General features: G+C 61.3%; 17 protein-coding genes. 12 read left to right on the top strand and 5 right to left on the bottom strand.

What is annotated here, in order from left to right:
* The first annotated feature begins 2 nt into the window (after positions 1-2).
* The 11 genes from AC25BC_RS07685 (at position 3) to AC25BC_RS07735 (ending at position 14,926) form a co-directional block, all read left to right on the top strand.
* On the top strand, positions 3-1,616 hold the full coding sequence (locus AC25BC_RS07685; RefSeq protein ID WP_128439659.1) for an acyl CoA:acetate/3-ketoacid CoA transferase: 1,614 nt from the start codon (positions 3-5) through the stop codon (positions 1,614-1,616).
* Positions 1,609-2,388, top strand: coding sequence for an enoyl-CoA hydratase/isomerase family protein (locus AC25BC_RS07690; protein ID WP_128439660.1), 780 nt, complete (start codon positions 1,609-1,611; stop codon positions 2,386-2,388). Before AC25BC_RS07685 ends, AC25BC_RS07690 begins: the two co-directional genes overlap by 8 nt.
* On the top strand, positions 2,388-3,908 hold the full coding sequence (locus AC25BC_RS07695) for an aldehyde dehydrogenase family protein (RefSeq protein ID WP_128439661.1): 1,521 nt from the start codon (positions 2,388-2,390) through the stop codon (positions 3,906-3,908). The genes AC25BC_RS07690 and AC25BC_RS07695 overlap by 1 nt, the downstream gene beginning before the upstream one ends.
* Before the next feature lie 88 nt (positions 3,909-3,996).
* Positions 3,997-5,259, top strand: a complete 1,263-nt coding sequence (locus AC25BC_RS07700) for an ABC transporter substrate-binding protein (RefSeq protein WP_222077663.1) — start codon at positions 3,997-3,999, stop codon at positions 5,257-5,259.
* Between the two features lie 149 nt (positions 5,260-5,408).
* On the top strand, positions 5,409-6,362 hold the full coding sequence (locus tag AC25BC_RS07705; RefSeq protein WP_064650833.1) for a carbohydrate ABC transporter permease: 954 nt from the start codon (positions 5,409-5,411) through the stop codon (positions 6,360-6,362).
* Positions 6,359-7,303: a carbohydrate ABC transporter permease gene (locus AC25BC_RS07710; protein ID WP_221966260.1), complete on the top strand. Its 945-nt coding sequence runs from the start codon at positions 6,359-6,361 to the stop codon at positions 7,301-7,303. The genes AC25BC_RS07705 and AC25BC_RS07710 overlap by 4 nt, the downstream gene beginning before the upstream one ends.
* Before the next feature lie 3 nt (positions 7,304-7,306).
* Complete coding sequence (locus AC25BC_RS07715) at positions 7,307-8,422, top strand: ABC transporter ATP-binding protein (RefSeq protein WP_487778547.1); 1,116 nt, start codon at positions 7,307-7,309, stop codon at positions 8,420-8,422.
* A 15-nt stretch (positions 8,423-8,437) separates the two neighbouring features.
* Positions 8,438-9,976: a GMC oxidoreductase gene (locus tag AC25BC_RS07720; RefSeq protein ID WP_128439329.1), complete on the top strand. Its 1,539-nt coding sequence runs from the start codon at positions 8,438-8,440 to the stop codon at positions 9,974-9,976.
* A gap of 9 nt (positions 9,977-9,985) precedes the next feature.
* Complete coding sequence (locus tag AC25BC_RS07725) at positions 9,986-11,641, top strand: GMC family oxidoreductase (protein ID WP_128439330.1); 1,656 nt, start codon at positions 9,986-9,988, stop codon at positions 11,639-11,641.
* Positions 11,642-11,665: 24 nt separating this feature from the next.
* The gene (locus tag AC25BC_RS07730) at positions 11,666-12,835 is read left to right on the top strand and encodes a Gfo/Idh/MocA family protein (protein WP_012757056.1); all 1,170 of its coding nucleotides are present in this window, start codon (positions 11,666-11,668) and stop codon (positions 12,833-12,835) included.
* A 6-nt stretch (positions 12,836-12,841) separates the two neighbouring features.
* Positions 12,842-14,926, top strand: a complete 2,085-nt coding sequence (locus AC25BC_RS07735) for an FAD-dependent oxidoreductase (protein WP_012757057.1) — start codon at positions 12,842-12,844, stop codon at positions 14,924-14,926.
* A 45-nt stretch (positions 14,927-14,971) separates the two neighbouring features.
* On the opposite strand, the gene AC25BC_RS07740 is transcribed toward AC25BC_RS07735, so the two are convergent.
* The 3 genes from AC25BC_RS07740 to AC25BC_RS07750 all read right to left on the bottom strand — a co-directional run bounded on the left by AC25BC_RS07740 (position 14,972) and on the right by AC25BC_RS07750 (position 16,718).
* Positions 14,972-15,154: a hypothetical protein gene (locus tag AC25BC_RS07740; RefSeq protein WP_012757058.1), complete on the bottom strand. Its 183-nt coding sequence runs from the start codon at positions 15,152-15,154 to the stop codon at positions 14,972-14,974.
* A 105-nt stretch (positions 15,155-15,259) separates the two neighbouring features.
* Positions 15,260-16,054, bottom strand: coding sequence for an exodeoxyribonuclease III (gene xth, locus AC25BC_RS07745; RefSeq protein WP_012757059.1), 795 nt, complete (start codon positions 16,052-16,054; stop codon positions 15,260-15,262).
* A 166-nt stretch (positions 16,055-16,220) separates the two neighbouring features.
* Positions 16,221-16,718: a hypothetical protein gene (locus AC25BC_RS07750; protein WP_012757060.1), complete on the bottom strand. Its 498-nt coding sequence runs from the start codon at positions 16,716-16,718 to the stop codon at positions 16,221-16,223.
* 216 nt (positions 16,719-16,934) lie between these two features.
* Here AC25BC_RS07750 and AC25BC_RS07755 point away from each other — a divergent pair, with 216 nt between their 5' ends.
* A complete protein-coding gene (locus AC25BC_RS07755; RefSeq protein WP_128439331.1) occupies positions 16,935-17,447 on the top strand; it encodes a hypothetical protein in 513 nt (170 codons plus the stop codon).
* Positions 17,448-17,474: 27 nt separating this feature from the next.
* Here AC25BC_RS07755 and AC25BC_RS07760 read toward each other — a convergent pair whose 3' ends face one another.
* Both AC25BC_RS07760 and AC25BC_RS07765 read right to left on the bottom strand, forming a co-directional pair.
* Positions 17,475-18,098 (bottom strand): response regulator, encoded by a 624-nt coding sequence (locus AC25BC_RS07760; protein WP_012757062.1) that lies wholly within the window; start codon positions 18,096-18,098, stop codon positions 17,475-17,477.
* Between the two features lie 2 nt (positions 18,099-18,100).
* On the bottom strand, positions 18,101-19,489 hold the full coding sequence (locus AC25BC_RS07765) for a sensor histidine kinase (protein ID WP_012757063.1): 1,389 nt from the start codon (positions 19,487-19,489) through the stop codon (positions 18,101-18,103).

A 19,489-nucleotide genomic window follows, 5' to 3' on the forward strand; every position in this document is an offset into this window, starting at 1 on the left:
CCATGAAGAAGCATCTCACCCCGACCGAAGCGGCCGCGCTGATCCCGGATGGCGCTGTTGTAACGGTGTCTTCCTCGAGCGGTCTCGGTTGCCCGGACCTCATGCTGAAGGCGATTGGCGAGCGTTTCGATGCGACCGGCCATCCCCGTGATATTACGACCCTTCATCCTATCGCTGCCGGCGACATGAGCGGCATCAAGGGCGTCGACCATATCGCCAAGAAGGGGCTGCTCAAGCGCATCATCGGTGGCTCCTATCCGTCCGGCCCGTCGTCGTCTGAGCCGCCGCTGATCTGGCAAATGATCACCAACAACGAAATCCCGGCCTACAACATTCCCTCGGGTATCCTCTTCGATATTCATCGCGAGGCCGCCGCCAAGCGGCCGGGCGTTCTGACCAAGATCGGCATCCATACATTCGTCGATCCGGAGCGGCAGGGTTGCGCGATGAACGGCCGGGCTTCGGAGCATCCGGTGGTCAAGCGCGTGCGCTTCGAGGGCGACGACTGGTTGTTCTTTCCCTCGATCGTCCCTGAGGTCGCCATCATCCGCGCCACCACCGCCGACGAGCGCGGCAACCTGACATACGAACATGAAGGCGCCTATCTCGGCGGCCTCGATCAGGCGCTGGCTGCGCGCAACAACGGCGGCATCGTCATCGCCCAGGTCAAGCGGATCACCAAGGAAGGCTCGCTGAAGCCTCATGACGTCCGCGTGCCTGGAATGCTGGTCGATTATGTGGTCGTCGATCCGGAGCAGAAGCAGACGACGCAGACGCAATACGATCCGGCAATTTCCGGGGAGATCTTCCGCCCGCTCGATAGCTTCAGCGTTCCGGAGTTCAATGTTCAGAAAGTCATCGCGCGTCGTGTTGCGCAGGAACTGCAAGCGGGAAGCTGCGTCAATCTCGGCTTCGGCATATCGGCCAACGTGCCGCGAATTCTGCTGGAGGAAGGGCTTCACGGCGCAGTCACCTGGGTCATCGAGCAAGGCGCGGTCGGTGGGGTGCCGCTGCTCGACTTCGCCTTTGGCTGCGCCTCCAATGCGGACGCCTATATGCCGTCTCCCTATCAGTTCATCTATTTCCAGGGCGCAGGCTTCGATGCCTCGCTGCTATCCTTCCTCGAGATCGGCAAAGACGGTTCGGTCAACGTCTCCAAGCTCTCCTTCCGGCCGCATGTGACGGCTGGCGCCGGAGGCTTCGTCGACATCACGGCGCGGGCGAAGAAGATCGTGTTCTCAGGCATGTTCAACGCCGGAGCGAAGCTTTCGATCGCCGATGGAGCCCTTCTCATCGAGAAGGAAGGCAAGCTGAAGAAACTCGTGAACGAGGTCGAGCATGTCACCTTTAGCGGCAGGCGCGCGATCGAGCAGGGGCAGGACATCACCTATGTCACCGAGCGGTGCGTGATGAAGCTGACGCCTGATGGCGTCGTCCTCACCGAGATTGCGCCCGGCGTCGATCTCCAGGCCCACATCCTCGATCAGTCGGAGTTTCCGCTGATCGTCGCGCCCGACCTGAAGATCATGGACGCCGCGCTCTTCGCGGAGGCAAAAATCGGCCTGTCGCTTCCAGAAAAAAGGGCACGGATGCTGGAGAGCAGCTTCGATGGCTAGCGGAACAGTCAGAATTGACGTCGATGGACATGTTGCGACGCTGACGATTTCTCGTCCGGAGAAATTGAACGCGCTCGACCTGGACATGCTCAAGGCGTTGGCGGACGCGGCCGACGAGGTGGAGGCGAACGCCAATGTGCGGGCTGCCATTCTGACGGGTGAAGGAAAGGGCTTTTCCGCCGGAGGCGATATCAAGGCCTGGGGCGGAATGTTGCCTCAGGAGTTCGGTCATCTCTGGGTTCGCCACGGCCACCGTATCTTCGAAAGACTGGCGACGCTCCGGATGCCGCTGATCGCGGCTCTGAATGGCCATGCCCTCGGGGGAGGGCTTGAACTTGCAGGGGTTGCGGACATTCGCCTTGCCGAGGAACAGATCAAGATCGGTCTGCCGGAAACCGGCCTTGGCATGGTGCCGGGCTGGTCCGGGACGCAGCGTCTCGTCCGCCGGTTCGGGGCGCAGGCCGTCCGACGCATGGCCTTGGGCGGCGAGATATTCACCGCCGAGGAGGCACGCCTGCTCGGGATCGTCGACGCGGTAGTCCCCACAGGAAACGCGCTCACTACTGCCAGGGAATATGCCCAGCGGATTACCGCAAGGGGGCCGGCTGCGACCGAGATCGCGAAGTTGATGATCGCATCGGCAAACGGCGAAGACAATGGAACCGCGGTGGAAGCCCTGGGCTCGATCCTCGCTGCGAAGACCGGCGATCTGAAGGAGGGCGTCGCATCATTCAGCGAGAAGCGCCCGGCAACGTTCAAGGGAGAATGGTAATGACGGTTCTCGTCAACCCCACCGCGCTCAGCGACCACAAAGCGCGTGATTTCAAGATGCTCATCGATGGCAAATGGGAGGCAGGCAGCTCCGATCCGATCGAGCGTGTCGCTCCAAGCCATGGTGTCGTGGTCAGCCGGTTTCCGACCGGCAGCAAGAGGGACGCCGAGCGCGCGATCGCCGCGGCACGCAAGGCCTTCGACCTCGGGCCGTGGCCCCGAATGACCGCTTCTGAACGTTCCGCCATCCTGCTCAAGGCTGCGGATTTGATCGCGGCGCGTGCAGAGGAGCTGGCATTTCTCGATGCGATCGAGGCAGGAAAACCGATCACGCAGGTACGGGGAGAAATTGCCGGCTCGGTTGACATATGGCGCTACGCGGCGGCTCTTGCCCGCGACCTCCATGGTGAAAGCTACAACACGCTCGGCGATGGCACACTCGGCGTCGTCTTGCGCGAAGCGATCGGGGTGGTGTCGATCATCACACCCTGGAACTTTCCGTTCCTGATCGTCGGCCAGAAGCTGCCATTCGCTCTGGCCGCAGGTTGCACGACGGTCGTCAAGCCCTCGGAACTGACTTCGGGATCGACGCTGGTGCTGGGAGAGATCCTGCAGGAGGCAGGCATTCCGGATGGCGTCGTCAACATTGTCACCGGTACGGGACCAGAGGTCGGCGCGGTCATGACGTCCCATCCTGACGTCGACATGGTGTCCTTCACCGGCTCGACCGGTGTCGGAAAGCTGACGATGTCGAATGCCGCACAGACGCTGAAGAAGGTCTCGCTGGAACTGGGTGGGAAGAACCCGCAGATCGTGTTTCCGGATGCCGATCTCGATGCCTTCATCGATGCGGCGGTCTTCGGCGCATACTTCAATGCCGGCGAGTGCTGCAATGCCGGCTCGCGGCTGATCCTTCACAAATCAATCGCTTCCGATGTCGTCAAGCGGATCGCCGAGTTGTCGAAGGCAGTGAAGGTCGGCGACCCGCTCGATCCTTCGACGCAGGTCGGCGCCATCATCACGCCTGAGCATCTGGAGAAGATATCAGGATACGTCGCCGGCGCGAGGGGCAGCGGTGCCCGGGTCGCGCATGGCGGCGAGACGCTCGATCTCGGCATGGGGCAGTTCATGTCGCCGACGATCCTCGAAGAGGTCACCCCCGATATGGCCGTGGCGCGCGAGGAAGTCTTTGGTCCTGTGCTTTCGGTCCTGACATTCGAGACATCGGCCGAAGCGATCAGGATTGCGAATTCCATAGACTACGGCCTGTCGGCCGGTGTCTGGAGCCGCGATTTCGACACGTGCCTGACGATCGGCCGGTCGGTGCGGGCAGGGACGGTCTGGATGAACACCTTCATGGACGGCGCCTCGGAACTTCCCTTTGGCGGTTACAAGCAAAGCGGCCTCGGCCGTGAGCTCGGCCGCCATGCGGTTGAAGATTACACGGAGACCAAGACGCTCAACATGCATATCGGCAAACGCACCAGCTGGTGGATGCCGCAGACGAAAAAGCCGGCTTAGCCGGCGGCTGAACTACGCCCGGGGAGGGCGGGTGATTGGTGCGGGAGTGGGTCCCGCATCTTCCAAATTTGAACTGGGAGGTTCTTCGATGAATAAGTTTTTGACCACGACCGCAATGATTGCATTGGCTCTGGCCGGCGCTAGCGTGTCCGTCCATGCCGCCGACGTGAAGGAAGTGCAGATGCTGCACTGGTGGACATCGGGCGGCGAGGCGGCGGCGCTGAACGTCTTGAAGCAGGATCTTTCGAAGGAAGGTTTTGCCTGGAAGGATGTGCCGGTTGCCGGCGGTGGCGGCGATGCGGCGATGACGGCGCTGAAGGCGATGGTTGCGGCCGGCACCTATCCGACCGCCTCGCAGATGCTGGGCTATACCGTGCTCGATTATGCTCAGGCTGGCGTCATGGGCGATCTGACCGAGACGGCGAAGAAGGAAGGCTGGGACAAGTCGGTTCCGGCCGCACTGCAGAAGTTCTCGGTCTATGACGGCAAGTGGGTCGCAGCCCCCGTCAACGTCCACTCGGTCAACTGGCTGTGGATCAATAAGGCTGTGATGGACAAGATCGGCGGCACTCAGCCGAAGACCTTCGACGAGCTGATCGCGCTGCTCGACAAGGCCAAGGCCGCCGGCGTCATCCCGCTGGCGCTCGGTGGTCAGAACTGGCAGGAAGCGACGATGTTCGATTCCATCGTGCTGTCGACCGGCGGGCCGGAGTTCTACAAGAAGGCCTTCAACGACCTCGACGATGAATCGCTGAAGTCCGACACGATGAAGAAGTCGTTCGATAATCTGGCCACGATCATCAAATATGTCGACCCGAACTTCTCGGGCCGCGACTGGAATCTCGCGACCGCCATGGTCATCAAGGGTGATGCGCTGGTGCAGGTGATGGGCGACTGGGCCAAGGGCGAATTCGTCGCCGCCAAGAAGACGCCTGATACCGACTTCCTGTGCTACCGCTTCCCCGGCACCGACGGCAGCGTGGTCTACAACTCCGACATGTTCGGTATGTTCAACGTCCCTGATGACCGCAAGGCGGCCCAGGTGGCATTGGCCACTGCAACGCTGTCGAAGAGCTTCCAGTCGGCCTTCAACGTCGTCAAGGGTTCGGTGCCGGCTCGTACCGACGTTCCCGATACCGACTTCGACGCCTGCGGCAAGAAGGGTATTGCTGACCTGAAGGCAGCGAACGAAGGCGGCACGCTGTTCGGCTCGCTGGCGCAAGGGTACGGCGCTCCGCCGGCCATCGCCAATGCCTATAAGGATGTCGTCTCGAAGTTCGTCCACGGCCAGATCAAGACCTCCGACGAAGCCGTCAAGCAGCTCGTCCAGGCGATCGACGACGCTCGCTGAGACCACGTGTGATGACAATGCTTCCCCGCCCTGCTGGCGGGGAAGCTTCAGGCTCCGCGCCGATCATGCAGGCATGATCATGCGCGGACAATCATGCCCGATCCAGAGCCGATCATGCAGGGCCGATTGCAGGCAGGAGATGACATTCCATGAGCACCGTTGCGACCACCGATCCGGTTCTAACGCCGAGGCAATCGACGGGGATCTCGTTGAGGGGCCGGCTGCAGGATGCGCTGCCGAAGATCGTGCTGGCGCCGAGCTTCGTCATCACCATCATCTTCGTCTACGGCTTCATCGTCTGGACGGCCTATCTGTCGTTTACCAATTCCAAGACCTTTCCCTCCTATGCGCTGACCGGAGCACGCGCCTATCAGCGGCTGTGGCGCTGGACCTTCGAGAGCGATCCGCCGTCTTCCTGGTATACCTCGATCACCAACATGGCGATCTTCGGCTTCCTCTATGTCGGCATCTGCCTGGCGCTCGGCCTCTTCCTCGCCATCCTGCTCGACCAGAAGATCCGCGGTGAGAGCGTGTTGCGGCCAATCTTCCTCTATCCGATGGCGCTCTCCTTCATTGTGACAGGCGTTGCCTGGAAATGGTTCCTCGATCCCGGCCTCGGGCTGGAACAGACGCTGCACCACTTCGGCTGGACGAGCTTCCACTTCGACTGGATCAAGAACAAGGACTTCGTCATCTACACCGTCGTCATCGCCGGCGTCTGGCAGGCGTCCGGCTTCGTCATGGCGATGTTCCTGGCGGGCCTGCGCGGCATCGACGGCGAGATCATGAAGGCCGCCCAGATCGATGGCGCGTCTGCCTTCCAGCTCTATCGGCGCATCGTCATTCCGCTGCTGCGGCCGATCTTTCTCTCCGCCTTCATCGTGCTCGCCCATATGGCGATCAAGTCCTATGACCTGGTGGTGGCGCTGACCTCCGGCGGCCCCGGCGGCTCGGCCTGGCTGCCGTCCAACTTCATGTATGAATACACCTTCAAGCGCAACGAGATGGCCGTCGGCTCGGCCAGCGCCATCATCATGCTGATGACGATCTCGGCGATCATCGTTCCCTATCTCTATTCCGAACTGAAGGAGAAGGCGCGATGAGCAGCGTGACCTCTCCGACAGCAATCTCGCAGAACAGCACCAACACCCGCTGGATCGGCCGCACCGTCATCTACGGCCTGCTGCTGATCTTCGCCGTCCTCTACCTGATGCCGCTCTTCGTCATGCTGACGACCTCGTTCAAGACCATGGACGAGATCCAGAACGGCAACATGCTGGCGCTGCCGCAATCGCCGACCTTCGACCCCTGGATCAAGGCCTGGGGCGAGACCTGCGTCGGGCTGACCTGCGCCGGCATCAAGGGCTACTTCTGGAACTCGATCAAGATGGTGGTGCCGGCGGTGGCGATCTCCACCATCATGGGGGCGCTGAACGGCTATGTCCTGACCAAATGGCGCTTTCCCGGCCACACGCTGGTGTTCGGGCTGATGCTGTTTGCCTGCTTCATTCCGTTCCAGTCGGTGCTGCTGCCGATGGCAACGATCCTCGGCAGCCTCGGCCGCTTCGGCATGACGCTGCAGAACGCCACGGGTTTGAGCTTCGGCTTCGGCAATCCGACGGTCAATCTGGTCTTCGTGCATGTCGTCTATGGCTTGGGCTTTACGACGCTGTTCTTCCGCAATTTCTACGAGGCCTTTCCGACCGAGCTCGTCCGCGCCGCCCAGGTCGATGGCGCCAGCTTCTTCCAGATCTTCCGCCGCATCATGCTGCCGAACTCGCTGCCGATCATCGTCGTCACGGTGATCTACCAGTTCACCAATATCTGGAACGACTTCCTGTTTGCCTCGGCTTACGCCGGCACCGGTGACACCATGCCGATGACGGTGGCGCTGAACAATGTCGTCAACACCTCGACGGGCGTCGTCGAATACAATGTCAACATGGCGGCGGCGATGATCGCCGCCGTGCCGACGCTCATCGTCTATATCCTCGCCGGCCGCTACTTCGTGCGCGGTCTGATGGCGGGCGCTGTCAAAGGGTAATCCATGGCCTTCCTCGAAATCTCCGGTCTCAAAAAGCGCTTCGGCGCAGTCGACATTCTCAAGGGGATCGACCTCGAACTCGAAAAGGGCGGCTTTCTCGTGCTGGTCGGCCCATCCGGCTGCGGCAAGTCCACCCTGCTCAACACCATTGCCGGGCTGGAGACGATCACCTCCGGCGATATCAGGATCGACGGGCGCGACATCAGCGGCCTGCATCCCTCCAAGCGCGACATCGCCATGGTGTTCCAGTCCTATGCGCTCTATCCGAACATGACGGTGGCGGGCAACATCGCCTTCGGCATGGAGATCCGCGGCGTGCCCAAGGAGGAGCGCGCCAGGGCGATCGCCCAAGTCTCCGACATGCTGCAGATCGGCCATCTGCTCGACCGCAAGCCGAGCCAGCTGTCCGGCGGCCAGCGCCAGCGTGTCGCCATGGGGAGAGCGCTGGTGCGCAATCCGCAGGTCTTCCTGTTCGACGAACCGCTCTCCAATCTCGATGCCAAGCTGCGCGTCGACATGCGCACCGAGATCAAGCGGCTGCATCAGCGCATGGGCACCACCTTCGTCTATGTCACCCATGACCAGATCGAGGCGATGACGCTGGCGACCAAGATCGCCGTGCTGAAGGACGGCGTGCTGCAGCAGTTCGGCACGCCGGCCGAGATCTATAACAGCCCGTCCAACATCTTCGTCGCCGACTTCATGGGATCGCCGGCGATGAACCTGCTCAACGCCACCGTCGAGAACGGCGCCGGCGGGCTGGAAGTCTCGCTGGAGCGGCCGAATGCCGCCCCGCTCCGACTGCCGGTCATCGCAGGCAATGACGGCCTGACCGCCTATACCGGCAGACAGGTGATCTTCGGCATCCGCCCGGAGGCCCTGACCGATCCCGATGGCGCCGACCGCAAGGCGCGCTCGCTGACCGAGGGCGATTGCCTGATCGAGGTGGTCGAACCGGCCGGCTCCGACACCTTCGCCGTCACCAAGCTCGGCGGCAAATCCGTCGTCGCCCGCCTACGCGCCGATACCGGCATCGCTCCAGGACAAAACACCCGCCTCGCATTCAACCTCGACAAGGCCGTCTTCTTCGATCCCGAAACACAGGCGCGGATCGGGTGAGGGCCAGGTGCTAACATGAGCGGTTCACCTGACATCGTCATCATCGGTTCAGGCGTTGGCGGCGCCACGGTCGCGGCCGGCCTGGCCGTGACCGGTGCGAAGATATTGATCCTCGAAGCCGGTGATCAGATCGCCGATCTTCCTGTCAACCGCGACCAACGCGCGATCTTCCAGCGGGGACATTTTCGGCCGAAGGAAACCTGGTACGAGGCAAGCGGCAAGGGGTTCAATCCCGGCAACTACTACAATGTCGGCGGGAATTCGAAGTTCTATGGCGCAGTATTGTCGCGTTATCGCAGGCAAGATTTCGACGTCATCCAGCACCGGGAGGGTGTGTCGCCGGCCTGGCCGTTTCCGTATGAAGCCCTGGAGCCGTGGTACTGCAAGGCGGAACGCATGTACCAGGTTCGCGGCAGTCTGGGTGAAGATCCCACCGAACCGCACCACTCGGCTGCCTACGAGTACCCGCCCGTCCCGGACGAGGCGCCGATCGCCGATATCAGGGCGCGCCTCAAGCAGAAAGGCCTGCATCCGTTTTCCCTGCCGCTCGGCCTCGACCTCGACGCCTGGCTCTCCAAAGCACCCACGCCATGGGATGCGCATCCCAACGCCCGCGACGGCAAGATGGACGCCGAGACCGCACCCCTCGCAGTGGCGCTGAGACACCAGAACGTGCGGCTCGAAACCAATGCGCGTGTGACGAGGTTCGACACGGGAGCGGAGGGCCGGATCGACCGGGTGACCTATCTCAAGAACGGGCAGACCGTGACTGTTTCGCCTGAGATCGTGATCCTTTCTGCCGGGGCGGTGCAGTCGTCCGTGCTTTTGCTGCGTTCGAAAAACGACCGCTTTCCAAAGGGTCTGGCGAACTCTTCCGACCAGGTCGGCCGCAACTTCATGAATCACAATGCGTCTGCCGTCATCGGGGTCTCGCCACGGTTCAGCAATACCTCGATCTACCAGAAGACGTTTGCCTTCAACGACTTCTATCTCTCCGACGGGGAGGGCGGACCGCCCCTCGGCAACGTGCAGCTCCTAGGGCGCATCTCTGAAAAGGTTCTCAAGGGCTCTCTGCCGCAGGCTCCGGAATGGCTTCTGCGCTTCATCACCGGCCATGCCATCGACTTCTATGCGATGAGCGAGGACGTTCCCAACCCCGAAAGCCGCGTCAGGGTGGATGGAGACCGGATTATTCTCCAATGGCAGCGAACCAACTGGGACGCTCATCTCGCACTTGTCGCCAAGCTGAAGGCTATACTGAAGTCAATCGGGTTTCCGATCGTGCTCTCTAGGCCGTTCGATAAGCGCACGCCGTCGCATCAGTGCGGAACGATCCGCATTGGAAACGATCCCGCGACTGCACCGCTGAACGCGTACTGCCGTTCGTATGATCACGAAAATCTCTTCGTCGTCGACGCCAGTTTCCTCCCCACATCGGCCGCGGTGAATCCTGCGCTCACTATCGCCGCCCAGGCGCTGAGAGTGGCAGATCACATCGCATCGAAGGACTTGCAGGCATCAGACACGCGCTGGCAGACCGAACGGACAAAATAGGACAGTAAGATGGGTTTCGACTATATCATCACCGGCGCCGGCCCTGCAGGATGCGTGCTTGCAAATCGGCTGAGCGAAGATCCCGATGTCAGCGTACTCCTGCTCGAGGCGGGTGGAGGCGACTGGAATCCTCTTTTTCACATGCCCGCGGGCTTCGCCAAGATGACCAAAGGCGTCGCCAGCTGGGGATGGGAAACCGTTCCCCAGAAACACATGAAAGGCCGCGTGCTTCGCTATACGCAGGCGAAAGTCATCGGTGGCGGCTCGTCCATCAACGCACAGCTCTATACGCGCGGAAATGCGGCGGATTACGACCTCTGGGCTCGCGAAGACGGTTGCGAGGGCTGGGACTATCGTTCGATTCTTCCCTATTTCAAACGTGCGGAGGACAACCAGCGTTTCGCCGATGACTACCACTCCTATGGTGGTCCGCTCGGCGTCTCGATGCCTGCTGCGCCGCTGCCGATCTGTGACGCCTATATTCGTGCAGGGCAGGAGCTCGGCATTCCCTATAATCACGACTTCAACGGACGCCAGCAGGCGGGCGTGGGATTTTATCAGCTGACGCAGCGCAACCGCCGCCGGTCGTCGGCTTCGCTCGCTTATCTCTCGCCGATCAAGGACCGCAAGAACCTGACGGTCCGGACGGGCGCGCGCGTCGCGCGTATTGTCCTGGAGGGAGGCCGTGCGACGGGCGTCGAGATCGTGACCTCGCGCGGCTTGGAGGTCGTGCGCGCCGAACGCGAAGTATTGATTTCCTCCGGCGCCATTGGATCGCCGAAGCTGCTTTTGCAGTCCGGCATAGGACCGGCCGATCATCTGCGGTCGGCGGGCGTCAAGGTGCTCCACGATCTGCCGGGTGTTGGCGGCAACCTCCAGGATCACCTGGATCTTTTCGTCATCGCTGAATGCACCGGCGATCACACCTATGATGGCGTCGCAAAACTCCACCGGACACTTTGGGCCGGGATTCAATACGTCCTGTTCCGGACCGGTCCTGTCGCCTCGTCGCTCTTCGAGACCGGCGGCTTCTGGTATGCCGATCCCGAGGCCCGTTCTCCTGATATCCAGTTCCACCTCGGCCTGGGTTCGGGCATCGAAGCGGGTGTCGAGCGGCTCAAGAATGCCGGCGTGACCCTTAACTCCGCCTATCTGCATCCGCGGTCGCGGGGGACGGTCCGCCTGTCATCCTCCGACCCGTCTGTCGCTCCATTGATCGACCCCAACTACTGGTCCGATCCCCACGACAGGACGATGTCCCTGGAAGGGCTCAAGATCGCCCGCGAGATCATGCAGCAGGCGGCGCTGAAGCCCTATGTCATGGCCGAAAGACTTCCTGGACCGAAGGTGATGACCGACGAGCAGCTTTTCGACTACGGCTGCGCCAACGCAAAGACCGACCATCATCCGGTCGGCACCTGCAAGATGGGAGCGGGACCCGACGCGGTTGTCGGGCTTGATCTCAAGGTCCATGGCCTGGAAGGCCTCAGGGTCTGCGATTCATCCGTCATGCCGCGCGTCCCGTCATGCAATACCAACGCTCCGACGATCATGGTCGGCGAAAAAGGATCGGACCTCATCCGGGGCTTGCCGGCACTTGCCCCCACCATCTTTGCCTACGAACGCAACGATGCGAGGCCTCGGGCCCGCACCGAAATCCGGTAGGCCATGTCGAGAGGAGAGACGACAATGTCTGAAGTCAGAGTTGCAGTGCTTGGCGCCTCGGGTTGGATGGGAAAGGTCCACACGATGGCTTATCAGACCTTTCCGCATTTCTTCGGAGTGTCGGACGGCACGGCACGGATCGTCGCTCTCGTCGAAGGTCCCTCCAAGGCAGCCGGGGATCTTTCCCACAGGGCGCCGGGTGCAAGAATTCTTCAGGATTGGAATCTGGCGGTCGCTGATCCTGAGGTCGATCTGATCGATATCTGCCTGCCCGACCACCTTCATTACCAGGTGGCCAAGGCGGCCTTGCTGGCCGGCAAACATGTCTATTGCGAAAAGCCATTGGCAAACACCGCCGCCGAAGCGCGGGAACTGGCCGACATCGCCAGGGAAAAGGGTGTCATTACCCGCGTCGGACACGCCTTTCCCCGGAATCCCGTCCATGATCTGGCGAAAGATATCATTCAATCCGGCGAAATCGGCGAGATCAAGCTCTTCCGGGGCTGCCAGCACGTCGACATGTATGGCGATCCAAACGCGCCCTTCATGTGGCGGGCCGACGGAAAGCTCGCGCCGACCGGGATCGTCGGTGATACCGGCTCGCACATCTTCAGCTTCATGGATTTCCTGGTCGGGCGAGTCAGTTCCCTGATTGCCGACAATCTCATCGTGACGCCGCGTCGGCCTGTCGTCGAGGGCCTTGCCTATGGCGAACAGATGAAACTGTCAGGCAACGAGTCCTGGGCTGATATCACCAACCCCGATGCGACGAACCTGTTGTGCCGGTTCGAGAACGGTGCCGGCGGGATCGTCGATTTCAGCCGTGTCGCGACCGGCCGCAAGTTCATGCAGACCTACGAAATCTATGGAACGAAAGGCAGCATCGCCTATAGCTATGACGAGATAAACCGGCTGCGCTTCTATTCCAACGACGACCGGACGGGGCGGCGCGGCTTTCGGGAGATCGACGTGGGTCCTGAAAATCCCACCTTCAGGGCTTTCCTTCCTCTGCCGAATTTCGGTCTGGGCTACAATGAAAGCAAGATCATCGAGGTGGCCGAGGTGATCCGCTCGATTGTTGCAAACAGGCCGATGTGGCCGACATTCGATACCGGCCACCACATCTGCCAGATCGTCGACGCATGCATGGAGTCCTCCCGGCAAAAACGCTGGGTCGACATCCCGCTGGGTTGAACGCCGATGACCATAGACGTTCCGCAGGAAATTCTTGACGCACTGACCGATGTCGACATGCCGCGGCTCCCAACCGAGCCCGCCCCTTTCGACGTGGTCCGGCTCGCCGGCCTCGAGGTGCCGGTCTATCGGGCTGGTTGCGTCGTCGTCGGATCCGGCGCGGCAGGTCTGCGTGCGGCGGTGGAAATGAAGCGGCGCGGCGATGACGTCGTCATTATCAGCCAAAGCGCGTGGGGTGGAACCTCGGCCTGTTCTGGATCCGACAAACAGACCCTTCACACTGCAAACACTGCCGATCAGGGCGACAATTACAAGGCGATGGCCCGAGCCATCCGCAGCGGCGGCGCAATGGACGAGGACACCGCGTATGTCGAGGCTGTGGGATCGTCCCGGATGATGGCATCGCTCCAGTTCTTAGGTCTGCCGCTGCCTCAGGATCCGCTTGGCGGGACGCTCAGATATCAGACCGACCATGACGAGGTCGGCCGCGCCACCAGTTGTGGCCCGCGCACATCGCGCCTGATGGTCAAGGTGCTGGCTGAGGAGGCGATCCGGCTCGGAGTGCCGTTTTACAACCAGACCACCGCGGTAAAGATCCTCACCGAGGGCGATGGCGATGACCGCCATGTTGTCGGAATACTCGCCATGCGCGCCAGCGACCGCACGGAGGAGAACCCGCTGGGCATCGCGCTGTTCGTCAGTGGCGTGATTGTGCTCGCCGCCGGCGGGCCGGGTGAACTATATCGCGACAGCGTTTATCCCAACGGCTGCTTCGGCTCTCTCGGATTGGCGCTCGAGGCAGGCGTCGAGCTCGTCAACCTGACCGAAAGCCAGTTTGGTATCGGAACACGCAGGGAAGGGTTCCCATGGAATCTGTCGGGCACATACGTCCAGGCGATCCCGCATATCTACTCGCTCGATTCAGACGGCGCCGAACACCATTTCCTGGCAGAATACTATCGCAGCACGCAGGAGCTGGCTTCGAATGTCTTCCGCAAGGGCTATCAGTGGCCATTTCACGCGACGCGCATGCTCGATTTCGGCTCGAGCCTGGTAGACCTTGCCATCTCCCGGGAAACCGCCGCAGGGCGGCGCGTCTTTATGGACTTCAATCGCAATCCCCTATCCGTGCCGGGCGACCTGCCATTCAGTCTGGAGAGACTTGACGAAGACGTCCGCGACTATCTCGGCAAGGCCGGCGCCGACCAGGACATGCCGATCGATCGATTGAAGCATATGAACCCGCTCGCGATCGAGCTCTACCGCCGCTACAAGGTCGATATTGCCGAGGAGCCGCTGGAATTTGCCGTCAACAACCAGCACATGAACGGCGGCATCATGGTCGACACCTGGGGCCGCAGCAGTCTCGGCGGCTGTTACGCTGTCGGAGAAGCATCGGGCACACACGGCGTGACGCGGCCGGGTGGAGCGGCGCTCAATGCCGGGCAAGTCTTCGGTACGCGCGCGGCAGAGCACATCAGCGCGAGTGGCAGCGCAAAGCGGTCGGCAGCAGAGGACATAGCCGATATCGCAGAGGCGGGCATCGCCGACCTCCTTGCCGTCCTTCGGACCGAGAGCCCGCTCACCGTCAAATCGATCCGTTCGCAAGTGCAGGCGCGAATGAGCGAAAAGGCTGGCATCATCTGTGATCAAGAAAGCGTAGGCCGGGCCTTGATCGAAGCGCGCAAACTGAACGCTGAAATCCATGCGAACGGCATTGCCTACGGTCGCGCAGCGGAGGCCGTTCGAGGTGTGCAATGGCGGCATATGGCGCTCGTGTCGGAAGCCGTGCTCAGCGCGCTTGATTTCTTCATTCGCAATGGAGGCGGCAGCCGTGGCGCGCGGGCGATATGCGATGCCGAAGGCGAATCCCTTCCGCTGGCGCGTTCAGGGCCGTTGCAGGATTATCGTTTTCGGAAGGAACGCGAGGCGCATCGCAAGGAACAGATCGTCGTTCGGCTTGATGGCGATGAGATCAGGCTTTCAACCCGTCCGAACCGCATGCTGGATGAAAGCGCCAAGTCCTTCTTCGAGCGAGACTGGCCAGCCTGGTTGACAGGCCGCATCTACGATCTGGGCGCGGACAAATGAGGCGATGCCGGTAGGCGTCACTTCGAGACGGAGCCGTGCGGCTGATCAATCGGGATTCGAAACCGGGGGCGGAACTCGGACGCGCTCGGTGTCGTCAGAGCCTTCGGCGATAGCTTCCTCGCTTCTGCGCACCCGCCTTGGCGGATCCTTGCCTTCGACCGGCTTCGGCGACAACTGGTCGTCGGCCTGGATCTCGTCGGTGTTCAGGTAGTTCTTGCTTTCGTCCATAGCGGTTGCGTCCGGCTGGAAAATTGCGGGGCAAATGCCGTCCCGCGCTTTTGGGCTAACTCTCGGCGACGTGACAGGTTCCCTCGCTCGCGAGCGGCCTGCGGCTTATATATCGGCTCCAGCTTCGGAAACGTCGAGCTCGATCATGACGGGCGCGTGGTCGCTCGTATGCTCCCAGCCGCGCGGTTTTTTCCGGACGGTTGCCCATCGAAGCAACGGGGCGACTGCCGGACTGAGCAGGAAGTGGTCGATCCGAAGCCCTGCGTCACGTTCGAAGCTGTTCCGCCAGTATCTCCAGAAGGTGTAGATCCGCTCCTCCGGATGCAAATGCCTGACCGCATCGGTCCAGCCCTGAGCGACGAGATGAGCATAGGCCTTGCGCACTTCCGGCCTGAAGAGGGCGTCGTCCAGCCAGCGTTCAGGCTTGTAGACGTCGATCTCCGTCGGCATGACGTTGAAGTCGCCGGCCAGGATCGAAGGCACCCCGAGCTCCAGGAGTTCGGCGGCGTAGTCCTGCAGGCGACGGAACCAGCGAAGCTTGTACTCGAACTTCGCTCCCGGGAACGGATTGCCGTTGGGAAGATACAGGCATCCGACCAGAATGCCGTCGACGGCAGCTTCGATATAGCGGCTATGGGTATCATCGGGATCGCCGGGAAGACCGCGACGCGTCAGGATCGGTGTCTTGCCTTTCGCCAGGATGGCCACCCCGTTCCAGGATCTCTGCCCGTGCCAGATGGCGCCGTAGCCGGCCCGTTCGATCTCCTTTCGCGGAAACCCGGCATCGTCTGTCTTCAGTTCCTGGAGGCAGACTACATCAGGGACATCCTCCTTGAGCCAGCGCAGCAGGATGTCCAGTCGCCCATTGATCCCGTTGACATTGTAGGTTGCGATTTTCACGATGCCCTCGGAAGTCGAAGCACGGACGGGCTCTAGAAGCGCTCCTGAGTTTCGTCCTCAGGAAATCTGAGCCCGCAATCGCCCCAATGGAGGCGGCTCTCCACACCGTAATGGTCCGCCGGTCGGAATCCTCTCGGGGTGATCGAGCCGGCTGTCACTTGGCTCCTCAACGCGTCGCGCCGAAGACGAAGGCGATGCCGGCGACGATCGCTGCGGCTGTCAGCGGCTGCCGGCGTATGCGATCCTCGAGGTCATGGACGAATGTGCGAGCTTCCGCCTTTGCCAGGCGGGCTGTTCCAGAAGCCAGCTCCGAAGCAGATTCCGCCATCCGACCGGCTTCTTTCTGAAGCGCGCGCATTTCTTCGCGATCGACGTCAAATCTCTCTGAGGGGTGTGCGGTTTCGCCGCTTGCGCGCAGGGCTTGATCGACGAGCGGAAACTCCTCGTCCAGCCTGGTGGGATCTGGCTCACGCTTCACACGCTCGGCCGCCTCGACGTCGCTGCGGCCGGCAGGAATGGAGGTGTGGGTGGCTGACACCGGGTCGGACGCCGGAAAGGTATCCTCGATTGCTTTGTCGAGTTCGCCTTTTTGGGCCCGGTTTCGCTGCTCTGCCTGCTCTTTTCGCATCGACTGGACTGCAGGGGAGTCGTTCGGATTTGCCATTGGGGTTTCCTCTGTTGCACTTCGACAATCAAAGCGACGACAGGGAAAGAAGTTCCATAGAAATGCTTCCGAGCATTGCAATCGGGTCACGCCGGACCAAAGTCTTGCCGGCCCTACTACCTAGGTCGGTTGCATTCTTTACGAGGAACAGCGAGAAATCTCATACGTCATATATTGTATGGGAAACGGCCGGGAACGGACGAACGAGGCTATGGCATGAGTATCCGGAAACGCGATTTTCTGAGATTGGGCGGCAGCGCCGCGGTCGCCCTCGTCGCTGCCGCATCACCAGCCAGTTTGAATTTTGGCGGTTCCCTTCCTGTTCTGGCAGTGGACTTTGCGCAGGCAAAGGACGGCAACAACGGGAATGGTGGAGGGAATGGCAACGGCGGCGGCAATGGCAATGGCAATGGGGGAGGGAATGGCAACGGTGGCGGCAACGGCAACAGCGGTTCCGGGAACTCCTCCGGTGGGAATTCCTCCGGCGGCGGAGGGTCCTCCTCCTCCTCCTCCTCCTCCTCCTCCTCCTCTAGCACCGGGTCGTCAGCAGGATCGGGAGCGAGAGCGACAGCTGCGTCCGATGGCTCGATCGACGTCCGTCATTCGAATGGTATCACTGAAGTCCTGCAGCGCGGTCGCTACATTATGAAGGACTCGAAGGGCCGGACGATCATAAATCGACAGGCGACGGCCAACGATGCCCGCCGGCTGAGCCGCTTTCTTCGCTGAAGCGTGATCGTCGGGCGACAATATCTTTCAGCGCCGTTCCCGCCATTGTAGAGCCGCTTCAGTCCTGTTCGAGGCGCCAAGCTTGCTCAGAATCTGAGTCATATGGTGTTTCACGGTCTTTTCCTGCAGGCTGAGGCGCAAGCCGATATGCTTGTTTGACAGGCCTTGGGCGACAAGATCCATCACCTCGCGTTCCCGGGGCGTCAGACTGTTCTTGTCGGAGGTTCCGCCATTCAGCGAATTCTCCATGACTTTTGCCGACATCGTCGGCGAGATATATCGCGAGCCACGCAGGACGGTCTGGATTGCTTCGGCGAGGCCACGCGAACCGACACCTTTCAGAACATAACCCATCGCGCCCCGTTGCAGAGCTCCCAGCAAGGTGTCCACCTCCTCCGATACCGTCAACATCAGCACTTTCGTTGTGGGGCTCCGCGCCAGGACGTCACTGACCGCAGACAGCCCGCCGCCGGGCATCGAGACGTCGAGAAGCATGATGTCGGGGTGGTTGTCCGAGGCGATCATCGCCGCGTCGTCGCTGCTGGCTCCCTCACCAACGACGACAAAGCCGCTGATCTCCGACAGGCTACGCGTTACACCCTCTCGAAAAAGCGGATGATCGTCCACGACGCCGATGGTGATTGATGTCATCTCTACTCTCCCACTTCCATTGGCTCGAAGATCATGGTCACGGTCGTTCCTCCTTCGCCTGTCTTGATGTCGAAGGATCCTCCCAGGCTGTCGATGCGCTCCCGCAACCCAACGAGGCCAAGGCTCGTTGGCCTCACCTCCGTCGGATCGAAGCCGTCGCCGCGATCGCTGACCTCGACACGGACATGACCCTTGTGCGAGACGGCCCTGACCGCCTGCTGAACGCCGCCGCCGTGGCGATAAGCGTTGTTCAAGGCTTCTTGAACGAAGCGATAGATACAGATTTTCACGGCGGGAGGAAGGTCCGGTCCATCTTCGTCGACAATCGTTTCGACATGGCTTTCGGTCTTGTGCCGATGCGCGTCGACGACCCGCGTGACGATCTCGGTGATTGAGGATTTTTCGATCTGCGGAAGCACCAGCCCACTGCAGATATTGCGGATTTCCGTCATCGCCTCGGCAAGGCTCGAACGTATCCAGGCAAGCTCCTTTTCGCGCGCTTCGGGCTGGGTGGAGGCATTGATCAACACGTCGCTGTCCAGGCGCAGTGAGGCATAGGCAATGTGCTGGGCTGGACCATCATGCAGATCTGCACCGATGCTGCGCAAATATGTTTCGTTCAGCGCTGCCGCCCGCTGGGAGGCGCGCTGCAGACGACGCTGGAGTCCACGGTTTTCCGCCAGCAGCGCAGACAGTTCGGTGACGCGTTCGTTGAGATCCTTGCGCTGCGCCTCGATCGTGCGGCTACCCCGGAACACCAGAACGGAGAGAACAAGGAAAAAGGTCGCCGTCAGAGCGGCGACGGCGCCCCAGCTCCGGAGCCTGGCATGCGCCAGACTATCGCCCAGTCCTTCTGCTGTCTCGTAGAACTCAAGGACGGCGACCGCCTGTCCGGACCATGGCTGGAGCACAGGATTATAGATCTCCATCAGCGGCTTGCCGAGCGCGCGCTCGTTGTCGCTTTCCGGATCGCTGGCAATCTCGTAGCGCGCGACGAGAGATCCTGCGAATGCCCTCTGCAGCTTGTCGCTTACCGCAAACTTCCTGCCCACCAGCTCCTTCTCGTTCGAGTAGAGGATGGTGCCGTCGCTTCGCCACAGCTTGAACGAAACAAGGCGCTTGCCGAGCGCGCCCTGACCGAGTGTCTCGTCCAGAGCTTGAGCACTCGCTTCATCCAGCAATGACTCTGTTTGCATATCGGGAAGTAGCGGCGCGATCACGCTGTCCACATAAAGCGCCGTCGCTGCGCCTGAGTTGTGGATGACGGCCTCCTCTATCAGGTGGCTTACAAAAAAACCCACCACGAACATGGCGGCGATCGATATGAGCCCACCCGCGATGAAGAACTGGGAGGCGAGCGAGCGGGCATTCCAGCGGCGAAGCCAATTCAT

It is taken from the genome of Rhizobium sp. WSM409, from assembly GCF_057653825.1.